The 17,433-nt window shown below is 75.0% G+C and carries 19 protein-coding genes and 2 tRNA genes; 10 read left to right on the forward strand and 11 right to left on the reverse strand.

Annotated features, from left to right (window positions below; all coding sequences use genetic code 11):
• Positions 1-177 precede the first annotated feature (177 nt).
• Positions 178-1,209: a 6-phosphofructokinase gene (locus ACWCOM_RS00490; protein ID WP_454546772.1), complete on the forward strand. Its 1,032-nt coding sequence runs from the start codon at positions 178-180 to the stop codon at positions 1,207-1,209.
• 77 nt (positions 1,210-1,286) lie between these two features.
• Here the strand turns inward: ACWCOM_RS00490 and ygfZ are convergent, their stop codons facing one another.
• From ygfZ to ACWCOM_RS00505, 3 genes are all read right to left on the reverse strand, one after another.
• A complete protein-coding gene (ygfZ, locus tag ACWCOM_RS00495) occupies positions 1,287-2,375 on the reverse strand; it encodes a CAF17-like 4Fe-4S cluster assembly/insertion protein YgfZ (protein ID WP_454546773.1) in 1,089 nt (362 codons plus the stop codon).
• 4 nt (positions 2,376-2,379) lie between these two features.
• Positions 2,380-2,979 (reverse strand): FABP family protein, encoded by a 600-nt coding sequence (locus ACWCOM_RS00500; RefSeq protein WP_454546774.1) that lies wholly within the window; start codon positions 2,977-2,979, stop codon positions 2,380-2,382.
• Positions 2,980-3,096: 117 nt separating this feature from the next.
• Positions 3,097-3,702 carry a hypothetical protein gene (locus ACWCOM_RS00505; RefSeq protein ID WP_454546775.1) on the reverse strand — a complete coding sequence of 202 codons (606 nt, stop codon included), beginning with the start codon at positions 3,700-3,702 and terminating at the stop codon, positions 3,097-3,099.
• Between the two features lie 202 nt (positions 3,703-3,904).
• Here ACWCOM_RS00505 and ACWCOM_RS00510 point away from each other — a divergent pair, with 202 nt between their 5' ends.
• The 9 genes from ACWCOM_RS00510 to ACWCOM_RS00550 all read left to right on the forward strand — a co-directional run bounded on the left by ACWCOM_RS00510 (position 3,905) and on the right by ACWCOM_RS00550 (position 12,565).
• Complete coding sequence (locus ACWCOM_RS00510; RefSeq protein WP_454546776.1) at positions 3,905-4,588, forward strand: response regulator transcription factor; 684 nt, start codon at positions 3,905-3,907, stop codon at positions 4,586-4,588.
• 53 nt (positions 4,589-4,641) lie between these two features.
• Entirely contained in the window at positions 4,642-5,577 is a 936-nt protein-coding gene (gene mshD / locus ACWCOM_RS00515; RefSeq protein WP_454546777.1) for a mycothiol synthase, read from the forward strand.
• Positions 5,578-5,646: 69 nt separating this feature from the next.
• Positions 5,647-7,917 (forward strand): RNA degradosome polyphosphate kinase, encoded by a 2,271-nt coding sequence (locus ACWCOM_RS00520; protein ID WP_454546778.1) that lies wholly within the window; start codon positions 5,647-5,649, stop codon positions 7,915-7,917.
• Between the two features lie 86 nt (positions 7,918-8,003).
• On the forward strand, positions 8,004-9,149 hold the full coding sequence (locus tag ACWCOM_RS00525; protein WP_454546779.1) for an NUDIX hydrolase: 1,146 nt from the start codon (positions 8,004-8,006) through the stop codon (positions 9,147-9,149).
• A 30-nt stretch (positions 9,150-9,179) separates the two neighbouring features.
• Positions 9,180-10,010 (forward strand): thymidylate synthase, encoded by an 831-nt coding sequence (locus ACWCOM_RS00530; RefSeq protein ID WP_454546780.1) that lies wholly within the window; start codon positions 9,180-9,182, stop codon positions 10,008-10,010.
• The gene (locus tag ACWCOM_RS00535) at positions 10,007-10,567 is read left to right on the forward strand and encodes a dihydrofolate reductase (RefSeq protein WP_454546781.1); all 561 of its coding nucleotides are present in this window, start codon (positions 10,007-10,009) and stop codon (positions 10,565-10,567) included. The genes ACWCOM_RS00530 and ACWCOM_RS00535 overlap by 4 nt, the downstream gene beginning before the upstream one ends.
• A 69-nt stretch (positions 10,568-10,636) precedes the next feature.
• Entirely contained in the window at positions 10,637-11,029 is a 393-nt protein-coding gene (locus ACWCOM_RS00540; RefSeq protein WP_454546782.1) for a GNAT family N-acetyltransferase, read from the forward strand.
• A 10-nt stretch (positions 11,030-11,039) separates the two neighbouring features.
• Positions 11,040-12,182 (forward strand): aspartate-semialdehyde dehydrogenase, encoded by a 1,143-nt coding sequence (gene asd, locus ACWCOM_RS00545; RefSeq protein ID WP_454546783.1) that lies wholly within the window; start codon positions 11,040-11,042, stop codon positions 12,180-12,182.
• Between the two features lie 2 nt (positions 12,183-12,184).
• Positions 12,185-12,565 carry a GntR family transcriptional regulator gene (locus ACWCOM_RS00550; protein ID WP_454546784.1) on the forward strand — a complete coding sequence of 127 codons (381 nt, stop codon included), beginning with the start codon at positions 12,185-12,187 and terminating at the stop codon, positions 12,563-12,565.
• Between the two features lie 103 nt (positions 12,566-12,668).
• Here ACWCOM_RS00550 and ACWCOM_RS00555 read toward each other — a convergent pair whose 3' ends face one another.
• From ACWCOM_RS00555 to ACWCOM_RS00590, 8 genes are all read right to left on the reverse strand, one after another.
• Complete coding sequence (locus ACWCOM_RS00555; RefSeq protein ID WP_454546785.1) at positions 12,669-13,064, reverse strand: PGPGW domain-containing protein; 396 nt, start codon at positions 13,062-13,064, stop codon at positions 12,669-12,671.
• A gap of 10 nt (positions 13,065-13,074) precedes the next feature.
• Entirely contained in the window at positions 13,075-14,190 is a 1,116-nt protein-coding gene (locus ACWCOM_RS00560) for a UDP-N-acetylmuramate dehydrogenase (RefSeq protein ID WP_454546786.1), read from the reverse strand.
• 10 nt (positions 14,191-14,200) lie between these two features.
• On the reverse strand, positions 14,201-15,451 hold the full coding sequence (locus tag ACWCOM_RS00565; protein WP_454546787.1) for an MFS transporter: 1,251 nt from the start codon (positions 15,449-15,451) through the stop codon (positions 14,201-14,203).
• On the reverse strand, positions 15,448-15,927 hold the full coding sequence (locus tag ACWCOM_RS00570) for a MaoC family dehydratase (protein ID WP_454546788.1): 480 nt from the start codon (positions 15,925-15,927) through the stop codon (positions 15,448-15,450). Before ACWCOM_RS00570 ends, ACWCOM_RS00565 begins: the two co-directional genes overlap by 4 nt.
• The gene (locus ACWCOM_RS00575; protein ID WP_454546789.1) at positions 15,924-16,379 is read right to left on the reverse strand and encodes an FAS1-like dehydratase domain-containing protein; all 456 of its coding nucleotides are present in this window, start codon (positions 16,377-16,379) and stop codon (positions 15,924-15,926) included. Before ACWCOM_RS00575 ends, ACWCOM_RS00570 begins: the two co-directional genes overlap by 4 nt.
• A gap of 209 nt (positions 16,380-16,588) precedes the next feature.
• Positions 16,589-16,662: transfer RNA gene (locus ACWCOM_RS00580), tRNA-Met, on the reverse strand.
• Between the two features lie 62 nt (positions 16,663-16,724).
• Positions 16,725-16,796 (reverse strand) — tRNA-Thr (locus tag ACWCOM_RS00585).
• A gap of 137 nt (positions 16,797-16,933) precedes the next feature.
• Positions 16,934-17,419, reverse strand: coding sequence for a hypothetical protein (locus ACWCOM_RS00590; protein ID WP_454546790.1), 486 nt, complete (start codon positions 17,417-17,419; stop codon positions 16,934-16,936).
• Positions 17,420-17,433 lie beyond the last annotated feature (14 nt).

The following is a 17,433-nucleotide window of genomic DNA, read 5'->3' on the forward strand; positions in this document are numbered from 1 at the left end:
ACCGCCGACCTCCTTCCGGGCCCGTCAGGCCCCTTCCCCCGCAGTCTAGGCCCGGGCCCGGGGACCCGTCCCCCGGCCCGTCCCCTGGCCCCGCCCCGGGGCCCGGTCACTAGACTGGGCGAGCCGGTGCACGTCCGGCCGAACTCGCACGCCGCCGACCCGGAGGAGACTGTACGGATGAAGATCGGACTGCTGACCAGCGGCGGGGACTGCCCCGGGCTCAACGCGGTGATCCGCGGAGCGGTGCTGCACGGGATCAAGACCTACGGCCACGAGTTCGTGGGCTTCCGCGACGGCTGGCGCGGGGTCGTGGAGGGCGACGTCATGGACCTGCCCCGCACCCGGGTGCGCGGACTGGCCCGGGAGGGCGGCACGATCCTGGGCACCTCCCGCACCAACCCCTACGACGGCCCCGGCGGCGGGCCGGAGAAGATCGCGGTGATGCTCGAGCGCCACCACATCGACGCGATCGTGGCCATCGGCGGGGAGGGCACCCTGGCCGGCGCCAAGCGCCTGGCCGAGGCCGGGCTGCCGGTCGTGGGGGTGCCCAAGACCATCGACAACGACCTGCAGGCCACCGACTACACCTTCGGCTTCGACACCGCCGTGCAGATCGCCACCGACGCCATGGACCGGCTGCGCACCACCGGGGAGTCCCACCACCGGTGCATGGTCGCCGAGGTCATGGGCCGCCACGTGGGCTGGATCGCGCTGCACTCGGGGATGTCCGCCGGGGCGCACGCCGTGCTGATCCCCGAGCAGTCGGTGTCCATGGAGCAGGTCTGCGCCTGGGTCACCGAGGTGCACGAGCGCGGCCGCTCCCCGCTGGTGGTGGTGGCCGAGGGCTTCATCCCCGAGGGCCACGAGGACGTCCTGGCGGGCAAGGGCACCGAGGCCTCCGGCCGGCCCCGGCTGGGCGGGGTCGGGGAGTACGTCACCGAGCAGATCGAGGCCATGACCGGGATCGAGACCCGCAACACCATCCTGGGCCACATCCAGCGCGGCGGGGCCCCCACCGGCTTCGACCGGGTCCTGGCCACCCGCTTCGGGCTGACCGCCGTGGACCTGGTCACCGAGAAGGGCTGGGGCCAGATGGTCGCCATCCGCGGCACCGACATGGTCCGGGTGCCCTTCGGCGAGGCCCTCGACGGGCTCAAGACCGTCCCCCAGCACCGCTGGGACGAGGCCCGGGTCCTCTTCGGCCGCTGACCGCGGCGCGCCCGGGGCGGCGGCCGGCACCGGACCGGGGCCGGCCGCCGGGCCCGGACCGCGGGATCCGGGGGCCGCTAGGCCCGGGGGCCGCGGAGGAAGCCGGAGCGCCGCCCGACCACCTGGCCGGCGTCGGGCTGGACCACGACCTGCTGGGCGGCGGCCCAGCGCTGCTCGCCGTCCGTGACGACGAGCGGGGCCTCGGGGTCGGCCGTGCGCTTGAGCACGGCCAGCGCGATCGGGCCCTGCTCGTGGTGCAGCTGCACGGAGGTGACCCGGCCGACGGCCCGCTCTCCGGCGTGGACCTCGGCGCCCGGGGACGGCAGGGTGTGCTCGGAGCCGTCGAGGTCGAGCAGCACGAGCCGCCGGGGCGGGTGGCCGAGGTTGTGCACGCGCGCCACGGTCTCCTGCCCCTTGTAGCAGCCCTTCTGCAGGTGCACGGCGGTGCGCAGCAGGTCGAGCTCGTGCGGGATCGTGCGCTCGTCCGTCTCGGCCCCCCAGCGCGGGCGCCAGGCGGCGATCCGCAGCGCCTCGGCCGCCCACGCACCGGCGAGGGGCAGCTCGCGGGTCCGGGCGTCGAGCTCGGCACGGGGCACCAGGTGCTCCCACCAGGTGCGCTCCTCCCCCGGGTGCGGGCCGTCGAGGGCGGCGTAGCTCCACCCGCCCGGGGCGACCGCGGGCCAGGGGTCGCGCCAGACCGGCCCGTCCCCCGCTCCGGGCACGGGGCCGGAGGCGCCGAGCACCGCCCACTCGCCGGAGCGGTCGGCCACCTCCACGCGCAGCGCGAAGCGCATGGACTCCAGCCACGCGGTCAGCGGCGCGGTCTCCTCGGCCTCGGTGATCAGCCAGGTGGTCGTGCCGTCGTCCACGACGTGCGGGGCGGTCTCGATGCGCCCCTGCACCGACAGGAACAGGGTCTCGGCGCTGCTGCCCGGGGCGAGCCCGGTGAGCACCTGCGAGGACAGCGTGGTCAGCCAGCTGAGCCGGTCCGGGCCGGTGACGGTGACGACGCCCTTGTGGGAGAGGTCGACCACGGTGCCGGGCGTCCGCACCAGGGCGCGCTGCTCGCGCACGGGGTCGCCGTAGTGGGCGGCCACCCCGCGGTCCAGGCCCTCGGCCTCGACGGCGCCCGGGCGGTCGAGCAGGGGCGAGCGGTAGGTCGTCACGGGATCAGCCGATCTTCTTGAGCTGGGCGGAGGCGTGCGTGGCCAGCGGCCCGCCCAGGGCCGCCATGTCCCAGGCCCAGAACAGGTCGCCGTGGACCAGGCCGTACATCCGGGTCGAGGAGCTGTACTCCTTGGCGCCGCGGGCGCGCACCACGGCGTCCGTGGCGAGGTCGATGCGGGGGCCCTTGATCTGGCCCACGTAGAGCTCGGCGACGCCGCCGGGATGGGTGAGGGTCACCAGGACGTCGAAGCCGCCGTCGCCGTTGCGCAGCCGTTCGACGTCCTCGGCGCCCTGGAGCACCGGCACGAGGTCCGGCGGGAGCATCCCGGGCCCGACGTCGCCGTCCTCCAGGGTGCGGTCGAGCTGCCAGAAGCCCTGCTCCACGGTGGCCGGGCGCATCGGCTGCCCCTCCTCGTCGAGGAGCGTGGTCTCCGCCCGGTACTCCAGGAACGGCAGGCCGTTCTGCTCGAAGGTCACGCGCTGCCGGAAGGGCCGCTGCTCGACCTCGCCGTAGCCCATGAAGCCGTCGCCCTCCCAGGCGCCCAGCAACCAGGCGAACGGGACGAGCTCGGGGGTCAGATCCGAGGGGATCTCGATCGGCACGGAACTAGTGCTGGCCCTTGAACAGGCCGAGGATCACCTTGAGGGAGATCCCGGCGATGAACAGACCGGAGATGCCCAGCAGGACCAGGTAGAAGATCTCGAGTGCAAGCATGGACCCTAAGCTACCACGGTGCTCACCAGGCGGGCCGTGAACAGGGCCCCCACGCCGAGGAACGCCACGGGCGTCACGCCGAGGGCCACCACCCCCCGCTTCGGCGAGCGCTTCGGGGCCGACGAGATGACCCGGGCGCCCACGCCGCCCACGACCGCGGCGACCACGGCGCCCACCACCACCAGCTGCACGGGGTCCGGGCCGGTCGCCCGGTAGTCGCTGGCCAGGGCGATCCAGCCGGAGGAGCTGACCGTGGCGAGCACCCCCGCCGTGGAGGCGATCGTGGACTCCAGCCGGTGCTCGGCGCCCTCCCCGCGCACCAGCTCCGCCGCGAACACGGTCATCAGGGCCACGCCCACGACCGCGGGCAGCCACACGAGCTGCTGGCCGGGGAGGATCTGGACGAGCAGGGCGGCCACCACGCCGGCCGCGCTCAGGATCACGTTGTGCCGGTGCCGGGCGGTGATCCCGGTGGCCGCGGGCCAGCCGAAGCCGATCACCAGGGACATCCCGGCGGCCAGGAGCAGCGGCGCGGGGCCGGCGACCACGACCGCCGCCAGGGCCGCCGCCAGACTGAGCACGCTGCACGCGGCGATCATGGCGTATCTCATGGCGATCGGGTTCCTGCACTGTCGAGGGTCGGGGCCGGCGCCCGGACCGGCGCGACCGGGCGGACACGAGCAACGATAGCGGCTGGCCGGGAGGGGCGGACCGGGCGCGCGGCGCCCGGCGCGGGGGCCGGGTCGCGCGGGAGGGGACCGGCGCCGACTTATACTGACAGCTCAGCCCGTACGCCAGAGTGGAGAAGCGCGAGTGTTCCAGATCCTGATGCTGACCGACGCGGACGGTCCCTCGGCATCGGTGCTGCCGGCCCTCGACCTGCTCAACCACCGGGTGACGGTCGCCCCGACCCGCACCGTCTCGGGCAGCCTCGACGGCCGCCACCCCGACGTCGTGCTGCTGGACGGGCGCACCGACCTGATCACCGCGCGCAACCTCGCCCAGCTGCTCACCACGAAGGGGCTGGCGGCGCCGCTGCTGATGGTCCTCACGGAGGGCGGGATGGCCGCGGTGGCCGCGAACTGGATGGTCGACGACGTGGTGCTCGACACCGCCGGCCCGGCGGAGGTCGAGGCCCGGCTGCGGCTGGCCTCCTCCCGCACGGCCGAGGCCCCCGAGGACGACACCCGGATCCGCGCCGGCTCGGTGGTCATCGACGACGCCGCCTACTCCGCCCACGTCAACGGCGCCCCGCTGAACCTGACGTACAAGGAGTTCGAGCTGCTGAAGTTCCTGGCCCAGCACTCCGGACGGGTCTTCACCCGGGCGCAGCTGCTGAGCGAGGTCTGGGGCTACGACTACTACGGCGGCACCCGCACCGTGGACGTGCACGTGCGGCGGCTGCGCGCCAAGCTGGGCGCCGACCACGAGCACCTGATCACCACGGTGCGTAACGTGGGCTACAGCTTCGCCACGAGCCGCAGCCGGGAGCACTGAGCACCGGCCGCCCGGCCCGCCCGTCCCGCCGCCCCGTTCCCCAGGAGGTCCCGATGCCCCAGTCCGCGCCCTACGAGCTCGAGCACCCGGCCGTCGCGCCGGTCGGGGAGATCACGGCCCTCGCCTCCCGCGCCGAGGCCGCGGACGGCGACCCGCCCTTCTCGGACCAGACCCTCGTGGACCTGCGGACCGCGCCCGGCGGGCGGGTGCGCGCGGTCCTCGCCCGGTCCGCCGGCGGGGAGCTGCTCGGCGCCGCGGTGCGCGTGCACGAGCCCGACGACGGCGCCGCGCTCGTGGAGCTCGTGGTGGACCCCGGGCACCGCCGCGGCGGGATCGGGGCGGCGCTGGCCGCGGCCCTGGCCGAGGAGACCGCGGGCACGGTCCGGGCGTGGGCGCACGGCGGCCACCCCGGCGCGGCGGCGCTCGCCGCCCGGCACGGGCTGGTCCCGGTGCGCGACCTGCACCGCCTGCTCCGCCCGCTGGGCGAGGCCCCCGACCTGCCCCTGCCCGAGGCGATGCCCGACGGCTACCGGCTGCGCGCCTTCGAGCCCGGCCGGGACGAGGACGAGTGGCTGCGCGTCAACGCCGCCGCGTTCGCCGCCCACCCCGAGCAGGGCCGGATGACCCTCGAGGACCTCCGGCAGCGGGAGGCCGAGCCCTGGTTCGACCCGTCGGGGTTCCTGCTGGCGGTCCGGTCCGGGGAGCCCGGCACGGTGGCCGGCTTCCACTGGACCAAGGTCCACCCCGGGGACGGCGAGCGCCCCGCCCTGGGCGAGGTCTACGCCGTGGGCGTCGCCCCGGAGCACCAGGGCACCGGACTGGGCCGGGCCCTGACCGCCGCGGGGGTCAACCACCTGGCCCGGCAGGGCCTGGGCGAGGTCATGCTCTACGTGGACGGCGACAACACCGCCGCGCTGCGGCTGTACGAGCGGCTGGGCTTCCGGCCCTGGCACCTCGACGTGATGTACGCCCGCACCGCCTCCGCCTGACCCGCGCCCCGGCCCGGTCCCGCCCCGCCCCGGCCCGGTCCCGCTCCCGCCCCACCAGACAGGATTCCCATGACCCCGCACCCGCAGGACGCCCCGCAGCCCGCTCCGGCCCCGCGCCCGAGCGCGCCCCCGGAGCCGGCGGCGCCGCCCGCCGACGGCGCCGAGCCGGCCGACGCCGCCCGCGGCCACGGGGACCGCGACCGGATCGACGACCCCGTGCCCGCCGCCCGGCAGGTGCTCGAGGGCACCCACGGGCCCGAGCGCTTCCTGGACCGGGAGGCCAGCTGGGTCGCCTTCAACACCCGGGTCCTGGAGCTGGCGGAGGACCCGGACCTGTTCCTGCTGGAGCGGGTGCACTTCCTGTCCATCGTGGCCTCCAACCTGGACGAGTTCTTCATGGTCCGGGTGGCCGGGCTCAAGCGGCGCATCGCCACGGGCATCGCCCGGCCCGCGGCCTCGGGGCACTCCCCCGCGGCGCAGATGGCGACCATCGCGGTGCGCGCCCACGAGCTGCAGGAGCGCCACGCCCGGGCCTTCCACGACCTGGTGCGCCCGGAGCTGGCCCGGGAGGACATCCACCTCATCGGGTGGGAGGACCTGGACGAGCCCACCCGGGAGCGGCTCACCCGGGACTTCCACCGCAAGGTCTTCCCGATCCTCACGCCCCTGGCGGTGGACCCGGCCCACCCGTTCCCCTACATCTCCGGGCTGAGCCTGAACCTGGCCGTGATGGTCCGCAACCCGCAGTCGGGCAAGCGACTGTTCGCCCGCGTCAAGGTGCCGGACCAGCTGCCCCGGCTGCTCTCGGTGGACGGGCCCGGCGCGTCCCCCGCGTCGCACGGGCAGGCCCGCTTCATCCCGCTCGAGGACGTCATCGCCCAGCACCTGGACGACCTGTTCCCGGGGATGGAGGTCGAGGAGCACCAGGTGTTCCGGGTGACCCGCAACGAGGACCTGGAGGTCGAGGAGGACGACGCCGAGAACCTGCTGCAGGCCCTGGAGAAGGAGCTGCTGCGCCGCCGCTTCGGCCCGGCGGTGCGCCTGGAGGTCACCGACAGCATCAGCACGGAGGTGCTCGAGCTGCTGGTCTCGGAGCTGGGCATCGACGAGTCCGAGATCTACCGCCTGCCCGCCCCGCTGGACCTGCGCGGGCTGGGGGTGATCGCCGGCGTCGACCGCCCGGAGCTGCACTATCCCCGCCACGTGGCGCACACCTCCCGCTACCTCAACGCCGCGGAGACCGCCAAGGCCGCCGACGTCTTCGCCGCCACCCGGTCCCGGGACGTGCTGCTGCACCACCCCTACGACTCCTTCGCCACCAGCGTGCAGGCCTTCCTGGAGCAGGCCGCCGCGGACCCGAAGGTCCAGGCGATCAAGCAGACCCTGTACCGCACCTCCGGGGACTCCCCGATCGTGGACGCGCTGATCGACGCCGCCGAGGCCGGCAAGCAGGTGCTGGCGCTGGTGGAGATCAAGGCCCGCTTCGACGAGCAGGCCAACATCTCCTGGGCCCGCAAGCTCGAGCAGGCCGGGGTGCACGTGGTCTACGGCATCGTGGGGCTGAAGACCCACTGCAAGCTCTCGCTGGTGGTGCGCCAGGAGGACCAGGGGCTGCGCCGCTACGTGCACATCGGCACGGGCAACTACCACCCCTCCACCGCGCGCTTCTACGAGGACCTGGGCCTGCTCACCTGCGACCCGGAGGTCGGGGAGGACGTCTCGCGGCTGTTCAACCAGCTCTCCGGCTACGCCCCGAAGACCACCTTCCAGCGCCTGCTCGTGGCGCCCCGGTCGGTGCGCTCCGGGCTGATCGACCTGGTCGAGGCCGAGATCCGCCACCACCGGGCCGGCCGGTCCGCCCGGATCCAGGTCAAGTGCAACTCCATCGTGGACGAGGCCGTCATCGACGCCCTGTACCGGGCCTCCCAGGCCGGGGTGCCCGTGGACGTGGTGGTGCGCGGGATCTGCGCGCTGCGCCCGGGGGTGCCGGGACTGAGCGAGAACATCCGGGTCCGCTCCGTGCTGGGCCGGTTCCTGGAGCACTCGCGGGTGTTCGCGTTCTGCAACGCCGGGGAGCCGCTGGTCTACATCGGCTCGGCGGACATGATGCACCGCAACCTGGACCGCCGGGTGGAGACCCTCGTGCGGATCACCGACCCGCAGCAGGCCGAGGCGCTGGTGCGGCTGCTCGCCCGGTACGCCTCGGACGCCACGAGCAGCTGGCACCTGGGCGCGGACGGGGTGTGGACCCGTCACCACCGGGACGCCGAGGGGCGTCCGCTGGTGGACGTCCAGGAGCACCTCCTGCGCAGCCGGACCCTGGGCCGCCCCACGATCTGAGCACCGGTACCATCGTGGGGGTGCCACCCGACGACCCCGGGCCGGGGCGGGGCGGTGCACCACGGACACGGGACGAGAGAGGGACCATGCCCAGGACCGCCGAGAAGACCGCTCCGAGGACCGCCGCGACGACCGGCGGGCCGACCCCGGAGCAGGCCGCGGAGCAGGCGCCGGAGAGCGGCCTGAAGCAGGCCCCGGAGAAGGACGCGGAGCAGGTCCCGGGGAGAAACACGGAGAGAGAGCTGGAGAAGAACGCCGAGAAGACCGCCGGACGGGCCGCTCCGCGGGAGACCGCGTCGTCCGCCCGCCCCGCCGACGTGCTGGCGGCGGGGTGCCTGTGCTGGCGCCGGGCCGGCACCGGGGTGGAGGTGCTCCTCATCCACCGCCCGCGCTACGACGACTGGTCCTTCCCGAAGGGCAAGCAGGACGCCGGGGAGACCCTGCCCGAGACCGCCCACCGGGAGGTGGGCGAGGAGATCGGGCTGCTGCCGCGCCTGGGCGTCCCGCTGCCCACCATCCGCTACGGCGTCAAGGACGGCGTCAAGGACGTGCACTACTGGGCGGCGGAGTTCGGTCCCGGCGCCCGGCCCGAGCCCGACGGGCGCGAGGTCGACGAGGTCCGCTGGACGGACCCGAGGACGGCGGCCCGGATGCTCACCAACCCCTCCGACCTGGAGCCCCTGGCCGCGCTCGTGGACCTGCACGCCCGCGGCGACCTCGCCACCCGCCCGGCCATCGTGGTGCGCCACGCCAAGGCCAAGCCGCGCTCGACGTGGTCGCGGGCCGAGGGCGACCGCCCCCTCGCCGCGACCGGGAAGCGGCAGGCGCTGGCGGTGACCCGGCTCCTGCGGGCGTGGTCCCCCGAGCGGATCATCACCTCCCCCTGGCTGCGCTGCCTCTCCACCGTGGTGCCCTACGCCCGCAAGGCCGGGATCACCGTGCGGGAGCGGCCCCAGCTCACCGAGGCCGCCCACAAACGCCACCCCAAGAAGGCCGCCGCCGTGGTGCAGACCCTCTTCGACAAGGACGTCCCGGCCGCGCTGTGCACCCATCGCCCGGTGCTGCCGACCGTCCTGAAGGTGCTCGCCCGGCACATGACGCCCGAGCTCGCCGGGCAGCTGCCCGCCAAGGACCCGTACCTGACCCCGGGCGAGATGATCGTGCTCCAGATCTCCCGGCGGCACCGCCGGCGGGTGGTCTCCGTGGAGCTCGTGAAGCCCTTCGACGACTGACCCTTCCGCCTCCCTGCCCGAGGAGCCCGCATGACCTCCCTCTCCCCCGTGCCGACCCCCTACGAGGACCTCCTGCGCGAGATCCTCGGGACGGGCGTGCACAAGCCGGACCGCACGGGCACCGGGACCCGCAGCGTCTTCGGCCGCCAGATCCGCTTCGACCTCGCGGACTCCTTCCCGCTGCTGACCACCAAGCGGGTGCACTTCCGGTCCCTGGCGCTGGAGCTGCTGTGGTTCCTGCGCGGGGACTCCAACGTGCGCTGGCTGCAGGAGCGCGGGGTGTCCATCTGGGACGAGTGGGCCGACGAGGATGGGGAGCTCGGGCCCGTCTACGGGGTGCAGTGGCGCTCCTGGCCCACTCCCGGGGGCGGCTCGATCGACCAGATCGCGAAGGTCGTGGAGCAGATCCGCACGAACCCGGACTCCCGCCGCCACGTGGTGACTGCGTGGAACCCGGCCGAGGTGGACGAGATGGCGCTGCCGCCGTGCCACGCCCTGTTCCAGTTCTACGTCCAGCCCGCCGAGGACGGGCCCGGACGGCTCTCGTGCCAGCTCTACCAGCGCTCCGCGGACATGTTCCTGGGCGTGCCGTTCAACATCGCCTCCTACGCGCTGCTGACCGTCATGGTCGCCCAGCAGACCGACCTGGTGCCCGGCGAGTTCGTGTGGACCGGCGGGGACTGCCACGTCTACGACAACCACGTGGAGCAGGCCCGCGAGCAGCTCTCCCGCACGCCCTACCCCTATCCGCGGCTGCGGCTGGCGCGGCGGCCCGACTCCCTCTTCGACTACGCCTACGAGGACTTCGAGGTCCTCGGCTACCGCCACCACCCGGCGATCACGGCACCGGTGGCCGTATGAGCACGGACCACGGCCAGCACGCGCCGCAGCCCCCCGCGGGGACCGTCGGGGCGATCTGGGCGCAGACCGCCGAGGGCGTCATCGGCCGCGGCGGCACGATGCCCTGGTCCCTGCCGGAGGACCTGGCCTTCTTCCGACGCACGACCACCGGCCACCCCGTGATCATGGGCCGGCGCACCTGGGAGTCGTTCCCCGAGCGCTTCCGCCCGCTGCCCGGGCGCACCAACATCGTGGTCACCTCCGCCCCGGAGCGGGTGGCCCCCGGCGGCGGGGGCGTGCGCACGGCGGCGTCCTACCCCGAGGCCGTCGCGCTGGCGCGGAGCAGCCCCGGCGCGGAGCGGATCTGGGTGATCGGGGGCGGGGAGGTCTACCGGCAGGCCCTGTCGGACCCCCGCGACCCCGTGACGGAGGTGCTCGTGACGGTCATCGACCTCGTCGTGGAGGGGGACACGCACGCCCCGGTGCTCGGCGAGGGGTGGACCACGGAGCCGGTCGTGGGGCCCTCCGTCTCCCGCACCGGACTCGGCTACCGGATCGACCGGCGCACCCGCCCCTGACCCGCCGGCCTGTTCCGTCCGTCCCGGCGCTCCGGTAGCGTGAGCCGCACCACGACCAGGAGGACGACCGTGACCGCACCGCACCCCGACCCGGCGATCCGCGACGACGAGCAGCTGCGCGTCGTGGAGAACGCGGACCTCGACCGCTACGAGCTGTGGAACGGGGAGCAGTTCATCGGCTTCGAGGGCTTCGAGAAGCACGAGGACGGCACGGTGGAGCTGCAGCACACGATCATCGGCGAGCAGTTCGGCCGGCAGGGCTACGCCCGCACCCTCGTGACGCTGCTCCTGGAGCGCTTCCGGGCGCAGGGGACCACCGTGCGGCCCACGTGCACCTACGTCCAGGACTACCTGCACCGCTTCCCCCAGTACCAGGACCTCATCGCCGCCGGCTGCGCGCTGCCCCCCGCCCCGGCGGTCAAGGAGAAGCGGCGTCGCTGGGCGCTGCACCGCTCCCACTAGACTGGGGGCCATGACTTTTCGCTCGGGTGATCAGGTAGGGTTCGTCGGCTGGCGCGGCATGGTGGGCTCCGTGCTCATGCAGCGCATGCAGGAGGAGGGGGACTTCGCGGGCATCACCCCGGTGTTCTTCTCCACCTCGAGCGCCGGCCGGCCCGCCCCCTCCTTCGCCGGGGACGCCGGGGAGCTGCAGGACGCCTACGACCTCGAGTGCCTCGCGTCGCTGCCCGTGATCGTCACGGCCCAGGGCGGGGACTACACCAAGGCCGTGCACGGCCGGCTGCGCGCCGCCGGGTGGGACGGGCTGTGGATCGACGCCGCGTCGACCCTGCGGATGAACGACGACGCCATCATCGTCCTGGACCCGGTCAACCGGGACGTCATCGACCGCGGCCTCGCGGCGGGCGTGAAGGACTTCGTGGGCGGCAACTGCACGGTCTCCTGCCTGCTCGTGGGTCTGGGCGGGCTGTTCCGCAACGACCTCGTCGAGTGGGCCACGTCCATGACCTACCAGGCGGCCTCCGGCGGCGGGGCCCGGCACATGCGCGAGGTGCTCACGCAGTTCGGCGCCCTGCACGGCGCCGTCGCCGACGAGCTCGCCGACCCGGCCTCCGCGATCCTGGAGATCGACCGCAGGGTCCTCGAGACGCAGCGCGGTGACGCCCTGGACAGCTCGATGTTCGGCGCGCCCCTGTCCGGCTCCCTGATCCCCTGGATCGACGCCGACCTCGGCAACGGGCAGTCCCGCGAGGAGTGGAAGTCCGCGGCCGAGACGAACAAGATCCTGGGCCGCACCGACCGCTTCGCCCAGAACTGGGTGCCCATGGACGGGCTGTGCGTGCGCATCGCCACGATGCGCTCGCACTCCCAGGCCCTGACGCTCAAGCTGCGGGAGGACCTCCCGGTGGAGGAGATCGAGCGGATCATCGACGCCGACAACGAGTGGGCCACCGTGGTGCCCAACACGAAGGAGGACACGATGCGGGCCCTGACCCCCGTGGCCACCTCCGGGACGCTGCAGATCCCCGTGGGTCGGATCCGCAAGCTCGCCATGGGTCCCGGCTACATCAGCGCCTTCACGATCGGCGACCAGCTGCTGTGGGGCGCGGCCGAGCCGCTGCGCCGCATGCTGCGCATCGCCACGGGCACCCTGTAGCCGTGGCCGGGACCGGGGTCCCCGCGGCGCTGACCCTCGACCCCGCCGATCGGCGCCCGCCCTCCGAGCAGCTCCGGCAGGCGGTGCTGCGGGGCCGGGAGGACGGCACCCTGCCGGCGGGCACCCGGCTGCCGCCGGTGCGCCGGCTCGCCGAGGCGCTCGGCCTCGCGGCGAACACCGTGGCCAAGGCCTACCGGGAGCTGGAGTCCGCCGGCGTGATCGAGACCCGCGGCCGGCTGGGCAGCTTCGTGCGCGCCGGGGACCCCGGCGAGGAGCTGGCCGTCGAGGCCGCCCGCCGCTACGCCGAGACGGTCGCCGGGCTGGGGATCCCGTCCGCACGGGCCCTGGAGCTCGTCGCCGCCCAGCTGGACCGGTCGGGCTGAGACCCGGTCGGGGCCGGGCGCGAACGGTCCCCGGTCTCCTCGAGGCGGGCCCGGCTGAGCCGCGGCCCTGTCGGCGCCGCGCCGGCGGAGCCCGTCCGGGTGGTCAGGCCCCGGGGCTGCGCAGGTGCCGCGGCCCCGGCACCAGCCCGCCCGGACCGGCCAGCGCCCGGCGGTGGCGGCCCTCCGCGGTGCGGGCCAGCCACCAGCGCCACCAGCGCATGACCTGCGCCTTGGCCCACGTGTTGAGCCGGTGCGCCCAGTGGTACTCGGTGCTCAGGATGCCCAGGCCCAGGAAGACCGCCAGCCAGCCCGGCCCCGGGGCGACGAGCATGATCAGCCCGGCCAGCACGAACACCCCGCCGAGGAGCGTCACGACCGTCTTGTAGGCGACGAAGAGCAGCGGGTGGCCCCGGGCCCAGGTGCGCACTCGGCCCAGCGTCCGGCGCACCCGGCCCTCGGAGTCCTCCCCCTGGGCGATCTCGTCCTCGAGGCTGCTCACCGCGGCCGCCTCAGACGCCGGTGCCCACGATGACGGGCTCGGCGACCAGGTCCACCCCGTAGACCGAGGCCACCCCGTCGCGCACGGTGCGGGCCAGGGCCATGAGGTCGGCCGCCGAGGCGTCCCCGCGGTTGGTCAGCGCGAGCGTGTGCTTGGTGGACAGCGAGGCCCGGCCCCCGGCCACCGCGGCGCCGTCGAGGCCCAGCACCTCGTTGCGCGTCCCGGGCAGCCCGAAGCCCTTGCCGAAGCCGGCGTGGTCGATGAGCCAGGCGGCCGAGAGCTTCACCCGGTCCTCCAGCGGGTGCCCGGCGGTGTCCGCCACGGGGAACCGGGGGGCGTCGGCGGGCAGCCGGTCCCCGAGCGCCTCCACCGGGAGGATCGGGTTGGTGAAGAACGAGCCGGTGCTGTACGTGTCCCGGTCGGCGGGGTCGAGCACCATGCCCTTGCCGGCCCGCAGGGCCAGGACCGTCTCGCGGACTCGCGCCAGGGGGGCCCGCTCCCCCACCTCGACGCCCAGCCGGCGGGCGAGCTCCCCGTAGCGCACGGGGGCGCCGTCCGTCCCGCGCGCGAGCCGGAAGCGCACGGCCAGGACCACGTGGCGGGGTGAGCCGTCCACGGTGCTGCGCTTGAGCGCCGAGTCGCGGTAGGCGAACGCCAGCTCGGCCGGGGCGAACTCCCGCACCCGGCCCTCGTGCCGGTCCCAGGCGCGCACGAGCTCCACCGTCTGGACGACCTCCTGGCCGTAGGCGCCCACGTTCTGCACCGGGGTGGCGCCGGTGGTGCCCGGGATGCCGGAGAGCGCCTCGATGCCCACCAGGCCCTCCGCCACGGCCTGCGCCACGAGCTCGTCCCAGGAGTGCCCGGCCTGGACCTCCAGGAGCACGCCGTCCGCGTCCTCCGCGACGACCTGCACGCCGCGCGAGGCCACGTGCACCACGGTGCCCGCGTACCCGGCGTCGGCCGCGATGAGGTTGGAGCCGCCGCCCACCACCAGCACGGCCCGCCCGGCGGCGTCGGCCTCCGCCACGGCGTCGACGACCGCCCGCTCGGTCTGCGCGCGCACGTAGTGCCGGGCGGGACCGCCCACGGCGGCGGTGGTGAGGTCTGCGAGATGAGGGGACGTCATGGCGCCCAGTTTATCGGCCGTCCCGGGGGGAGCCTGCGCCGACCGCCCGCGGCGCCGCGGAGGGGCCCACCGGGCGCAGGGCGGGGACCAGGAGAAGGGACACGACGACGAACAGGGCCACGGCCCCCAGCGCCGGGCGCACCCCGACCGCGTCGCCGAGCAGGCCCAGCAGCGGCGGCCCCCCGAGGAAGGCGCCGTAGCCGATGGTCGAGACGACCGAGACGTTGGCGGCCGCGTTCCGCGTGTCGTCCGCGGCGGCGGACATGCCGACCGGGAAGCCGAGGGAGACCCCCAGGCCCCACAGGAACAGTCCCACCAGGCCGAGCCACAGCCACGGGGAGAGCACGAACACGCCGAGGCCCGCCGCGGCCAGGGTGCCCGCTGCCCGGAGGATCGTCACCCGCCCGAACCGGTCGAGCAGCGGGGTCCCGGCGAGCCGCCCGGCGGTCATCGCCGTCACGAAGATCCCGTAGCCCAGGGCGCCGAGCGCCTCGGTGGTGCCGTAGCCCTGGGTCAGGGCGAGCGCGACCCAGTCGCCGGCCGCGCCCTCGGCGAGCGCCACGCCCAGCACGAAGAGCCCGACCACGAGGTTGCGCGGGGTGCGCCACGCCCCGCGCACCCCGTGCGTGCGCGGGGACGCCGCGGCGACGGCCTCGAGGTCCAGGGACCCGGTGTCGGTGCGCGGCTCCGGCCGGGCCCGGGGGTCCTCCCCCCGGAAGGAGCGCACCGCCGTGCCGACCACGGCCAGGACGACCACGGCCACGGCCCCCGTGTGCCAGGCCACCGGCACCCCGGCAGCCGCGGCGCCGGCGCCGATCCCCGCACCGAGCACGGTGCCGACCGAGAAGAACGCGTGCATGACCGGCATGACCGTCCGGCCGAGCGCGCTCTCGCAGGCCACGCCCTCGACGTTGGCGGCCACGTTCCAGGTGGCCAGGCCGGTGCCGAAGAGCAGGAACCCGGCCGTGGTCACGGGCAGGGACCCGAGCGCGGAGGCGCCGGCGCCGATGAGCACGAGCCCGGCCGCCACCAGGGCGGAGGTGAGGCGCAGGGCGCGGGCCGGGCCCAGCCGCGCCACCGTGACCCCGGACAGGGACACGGACACGAAGGCCGCCACCGTCTGCGTGAGCAGCAGGGCCCCCAGGCCCGCGGGCGAGAGCCCGAGTCCGTCGGCGATGGCGGGCAGGCGGGTCAGCCAGGCCGAGAGCGCCAGCCCCGAGGCGAGGTAGACGGCGAGGACCGCGTCCCGCCACGCCCTCATGCCAGCCGCACCACGGCCTGGGCCTTGACCAGCACCTTGAGCGGCGCGGCGGTCGCCGGGTCGGCGTCCGGGGCGGTGAGGTCGGGGGCGGTGACGGTGAGGTCGACGCGCGCGGTGCGGGCCGCGGCGTCGAGCGCCCCGATCCTCCCGCTGACCGTGAGCGCCGTGGAGGCCTCCACGGTGGTCCCGAAGCGGTTGGGCACGACGACCGGCTTGGTGAAGCGGGTCTGGTAGTCGACCACGGCGCCGGGGTCCCCGGCCCAGTCGGTGACGAGCTGCACGGCGGCGCCCATGGTGAGCATCCCGTGCGCGATGACGTCGGGCAGGTCCACGGCCCGGGCGAACTGCTCGTTCCAGTGGATGGGGTTGAGGTCCCCGGAGGCGCCGGCGTAGCGGACCAGGTCCGCGCGGGAGAGCTCGATGCGGCGCTGCCCGATCTCCTGGCCCTTCTCGAGGTCGTCGAAGGCGATGCTCACGCGTCCTGCTCCTCTCCGCGCACCAGCAGGGACGACACGGTCGTGGCGACCTGCTCGCCGTCCGCGGTGCGGATCTCGGCCCGGGACGTCACCATGGCGCCCGCGCCCATGACCCGGACCTGGTCCACGTGCAGCTCGGCCACGAGCTCGTCGCCGGCGACGATCGGGCGGTGGTGGGTGAAGCGCTGGTCGGCGTGGAGCACGCGCGAGAAGTCGATGCCGGCCTCGGGGTCGGCGATGAGCGCGGCGTCGGCCCGCTGGGCCACGACGATCGCGAAGGTGGGCGGCGCCACGAGGTCGGCGTGCCCGAGCGAGCGGGCGGCCTCGACGTCGTGGTGGGCGGGGTGGCCGGCCCGGACGGCGCGGGCGAACTCGCGGATCGCCTCCCGGCCGACGCTGTAGGTCTCGGTCGGCGGATAGGTCCGCCCGACCAGATCGGGGTTCAGGGGCATGGCAGCTCCTCGCTGGACGGCGCCGCGGTGGGGCGGCAGGAACCCGCCCAGTCTACGGCGGGGCCGCACGGCGCCGTGGTCCGCCGTCCGGCGGGGTGCGGGGCGGTGGACTCCCCGCCCGGAGCTCACCGGGCCCGTGCCGCCGGTCCGGTGCGGGGTCGCGGAACGACAAAAGCCCGCGACCGGCAAGGGTCACGGGCTTTTCGCCGTAGCGGTGGACGGGCTCGATCCGTCGACCTCACGATTATGAGTCGTGCGCTCTAACCAGCTGAGCTACACCGCCAGGTCGATGGGAAACCGTGGTGCGCGGCACGGTGGCCGTGCACCACGGGATCTCATCACGAGAGCCCCGACCGGGAATCGATCCCGGGACCTCCATCTTACCAAGATGGCGCTCTACCACTGAGCTATCGGGGCAACGACGAAGACTCTACCAGCAGGTTTCGGCAAAACAAAAATCGTCGGGGGCACCCGGCCCCGCCCTCCCGACGGCGCCGTCCGCCCAGGTCGGACGCGGTGTCCGGGGCCGCCGGCGCCGTGGCGGCCGGCCCCGCTCAGTCGTCGTCCCCGTCGACGTCGCCCCCGTCGTCGTCCAGGTCGCCGGCCGTGTCGTCGTCCAGGTCGTCGTCCGTGCCATCGTCCGTGCCGTCACCCGGCAGGGCGGGATGGACGGGCGGAGCGGGCTGGACTGGCAGGGGCACCTGGGCCGGAGGACCGGGGACGGGCGCGGCGGGCGGGACCGGCGCCTGCTCGGTGGGCGGGACCGGCACGGCGGGCGCCGGGGGCTCCCCGGCCCCGGCCTCCGGCGCGTCCTCCCGGGCGGCGGAGGCGCCGGGAGTGCCGGTGGGAGCCGGCGGCGCCGGCGAGGAGGCCTCGGCGGTCCGTGCCGGGCCGGGCGTCGGAGCGGGACCGGGCGTGCCGCTCACGGAGACGCCGCCGCGCACGACCTCCACGCGGTCCGTGCCGCTCGCCACCCCCCACAGCAGGACGGACAGGGCCGCGACGGCCAGGAGCGAGACTGCCGACCAGAGGATCCTCATGGTCCTCAGTGTCC

It is taken from the genome of Kocuria sp. KH4, assembly GCF_053711175.1.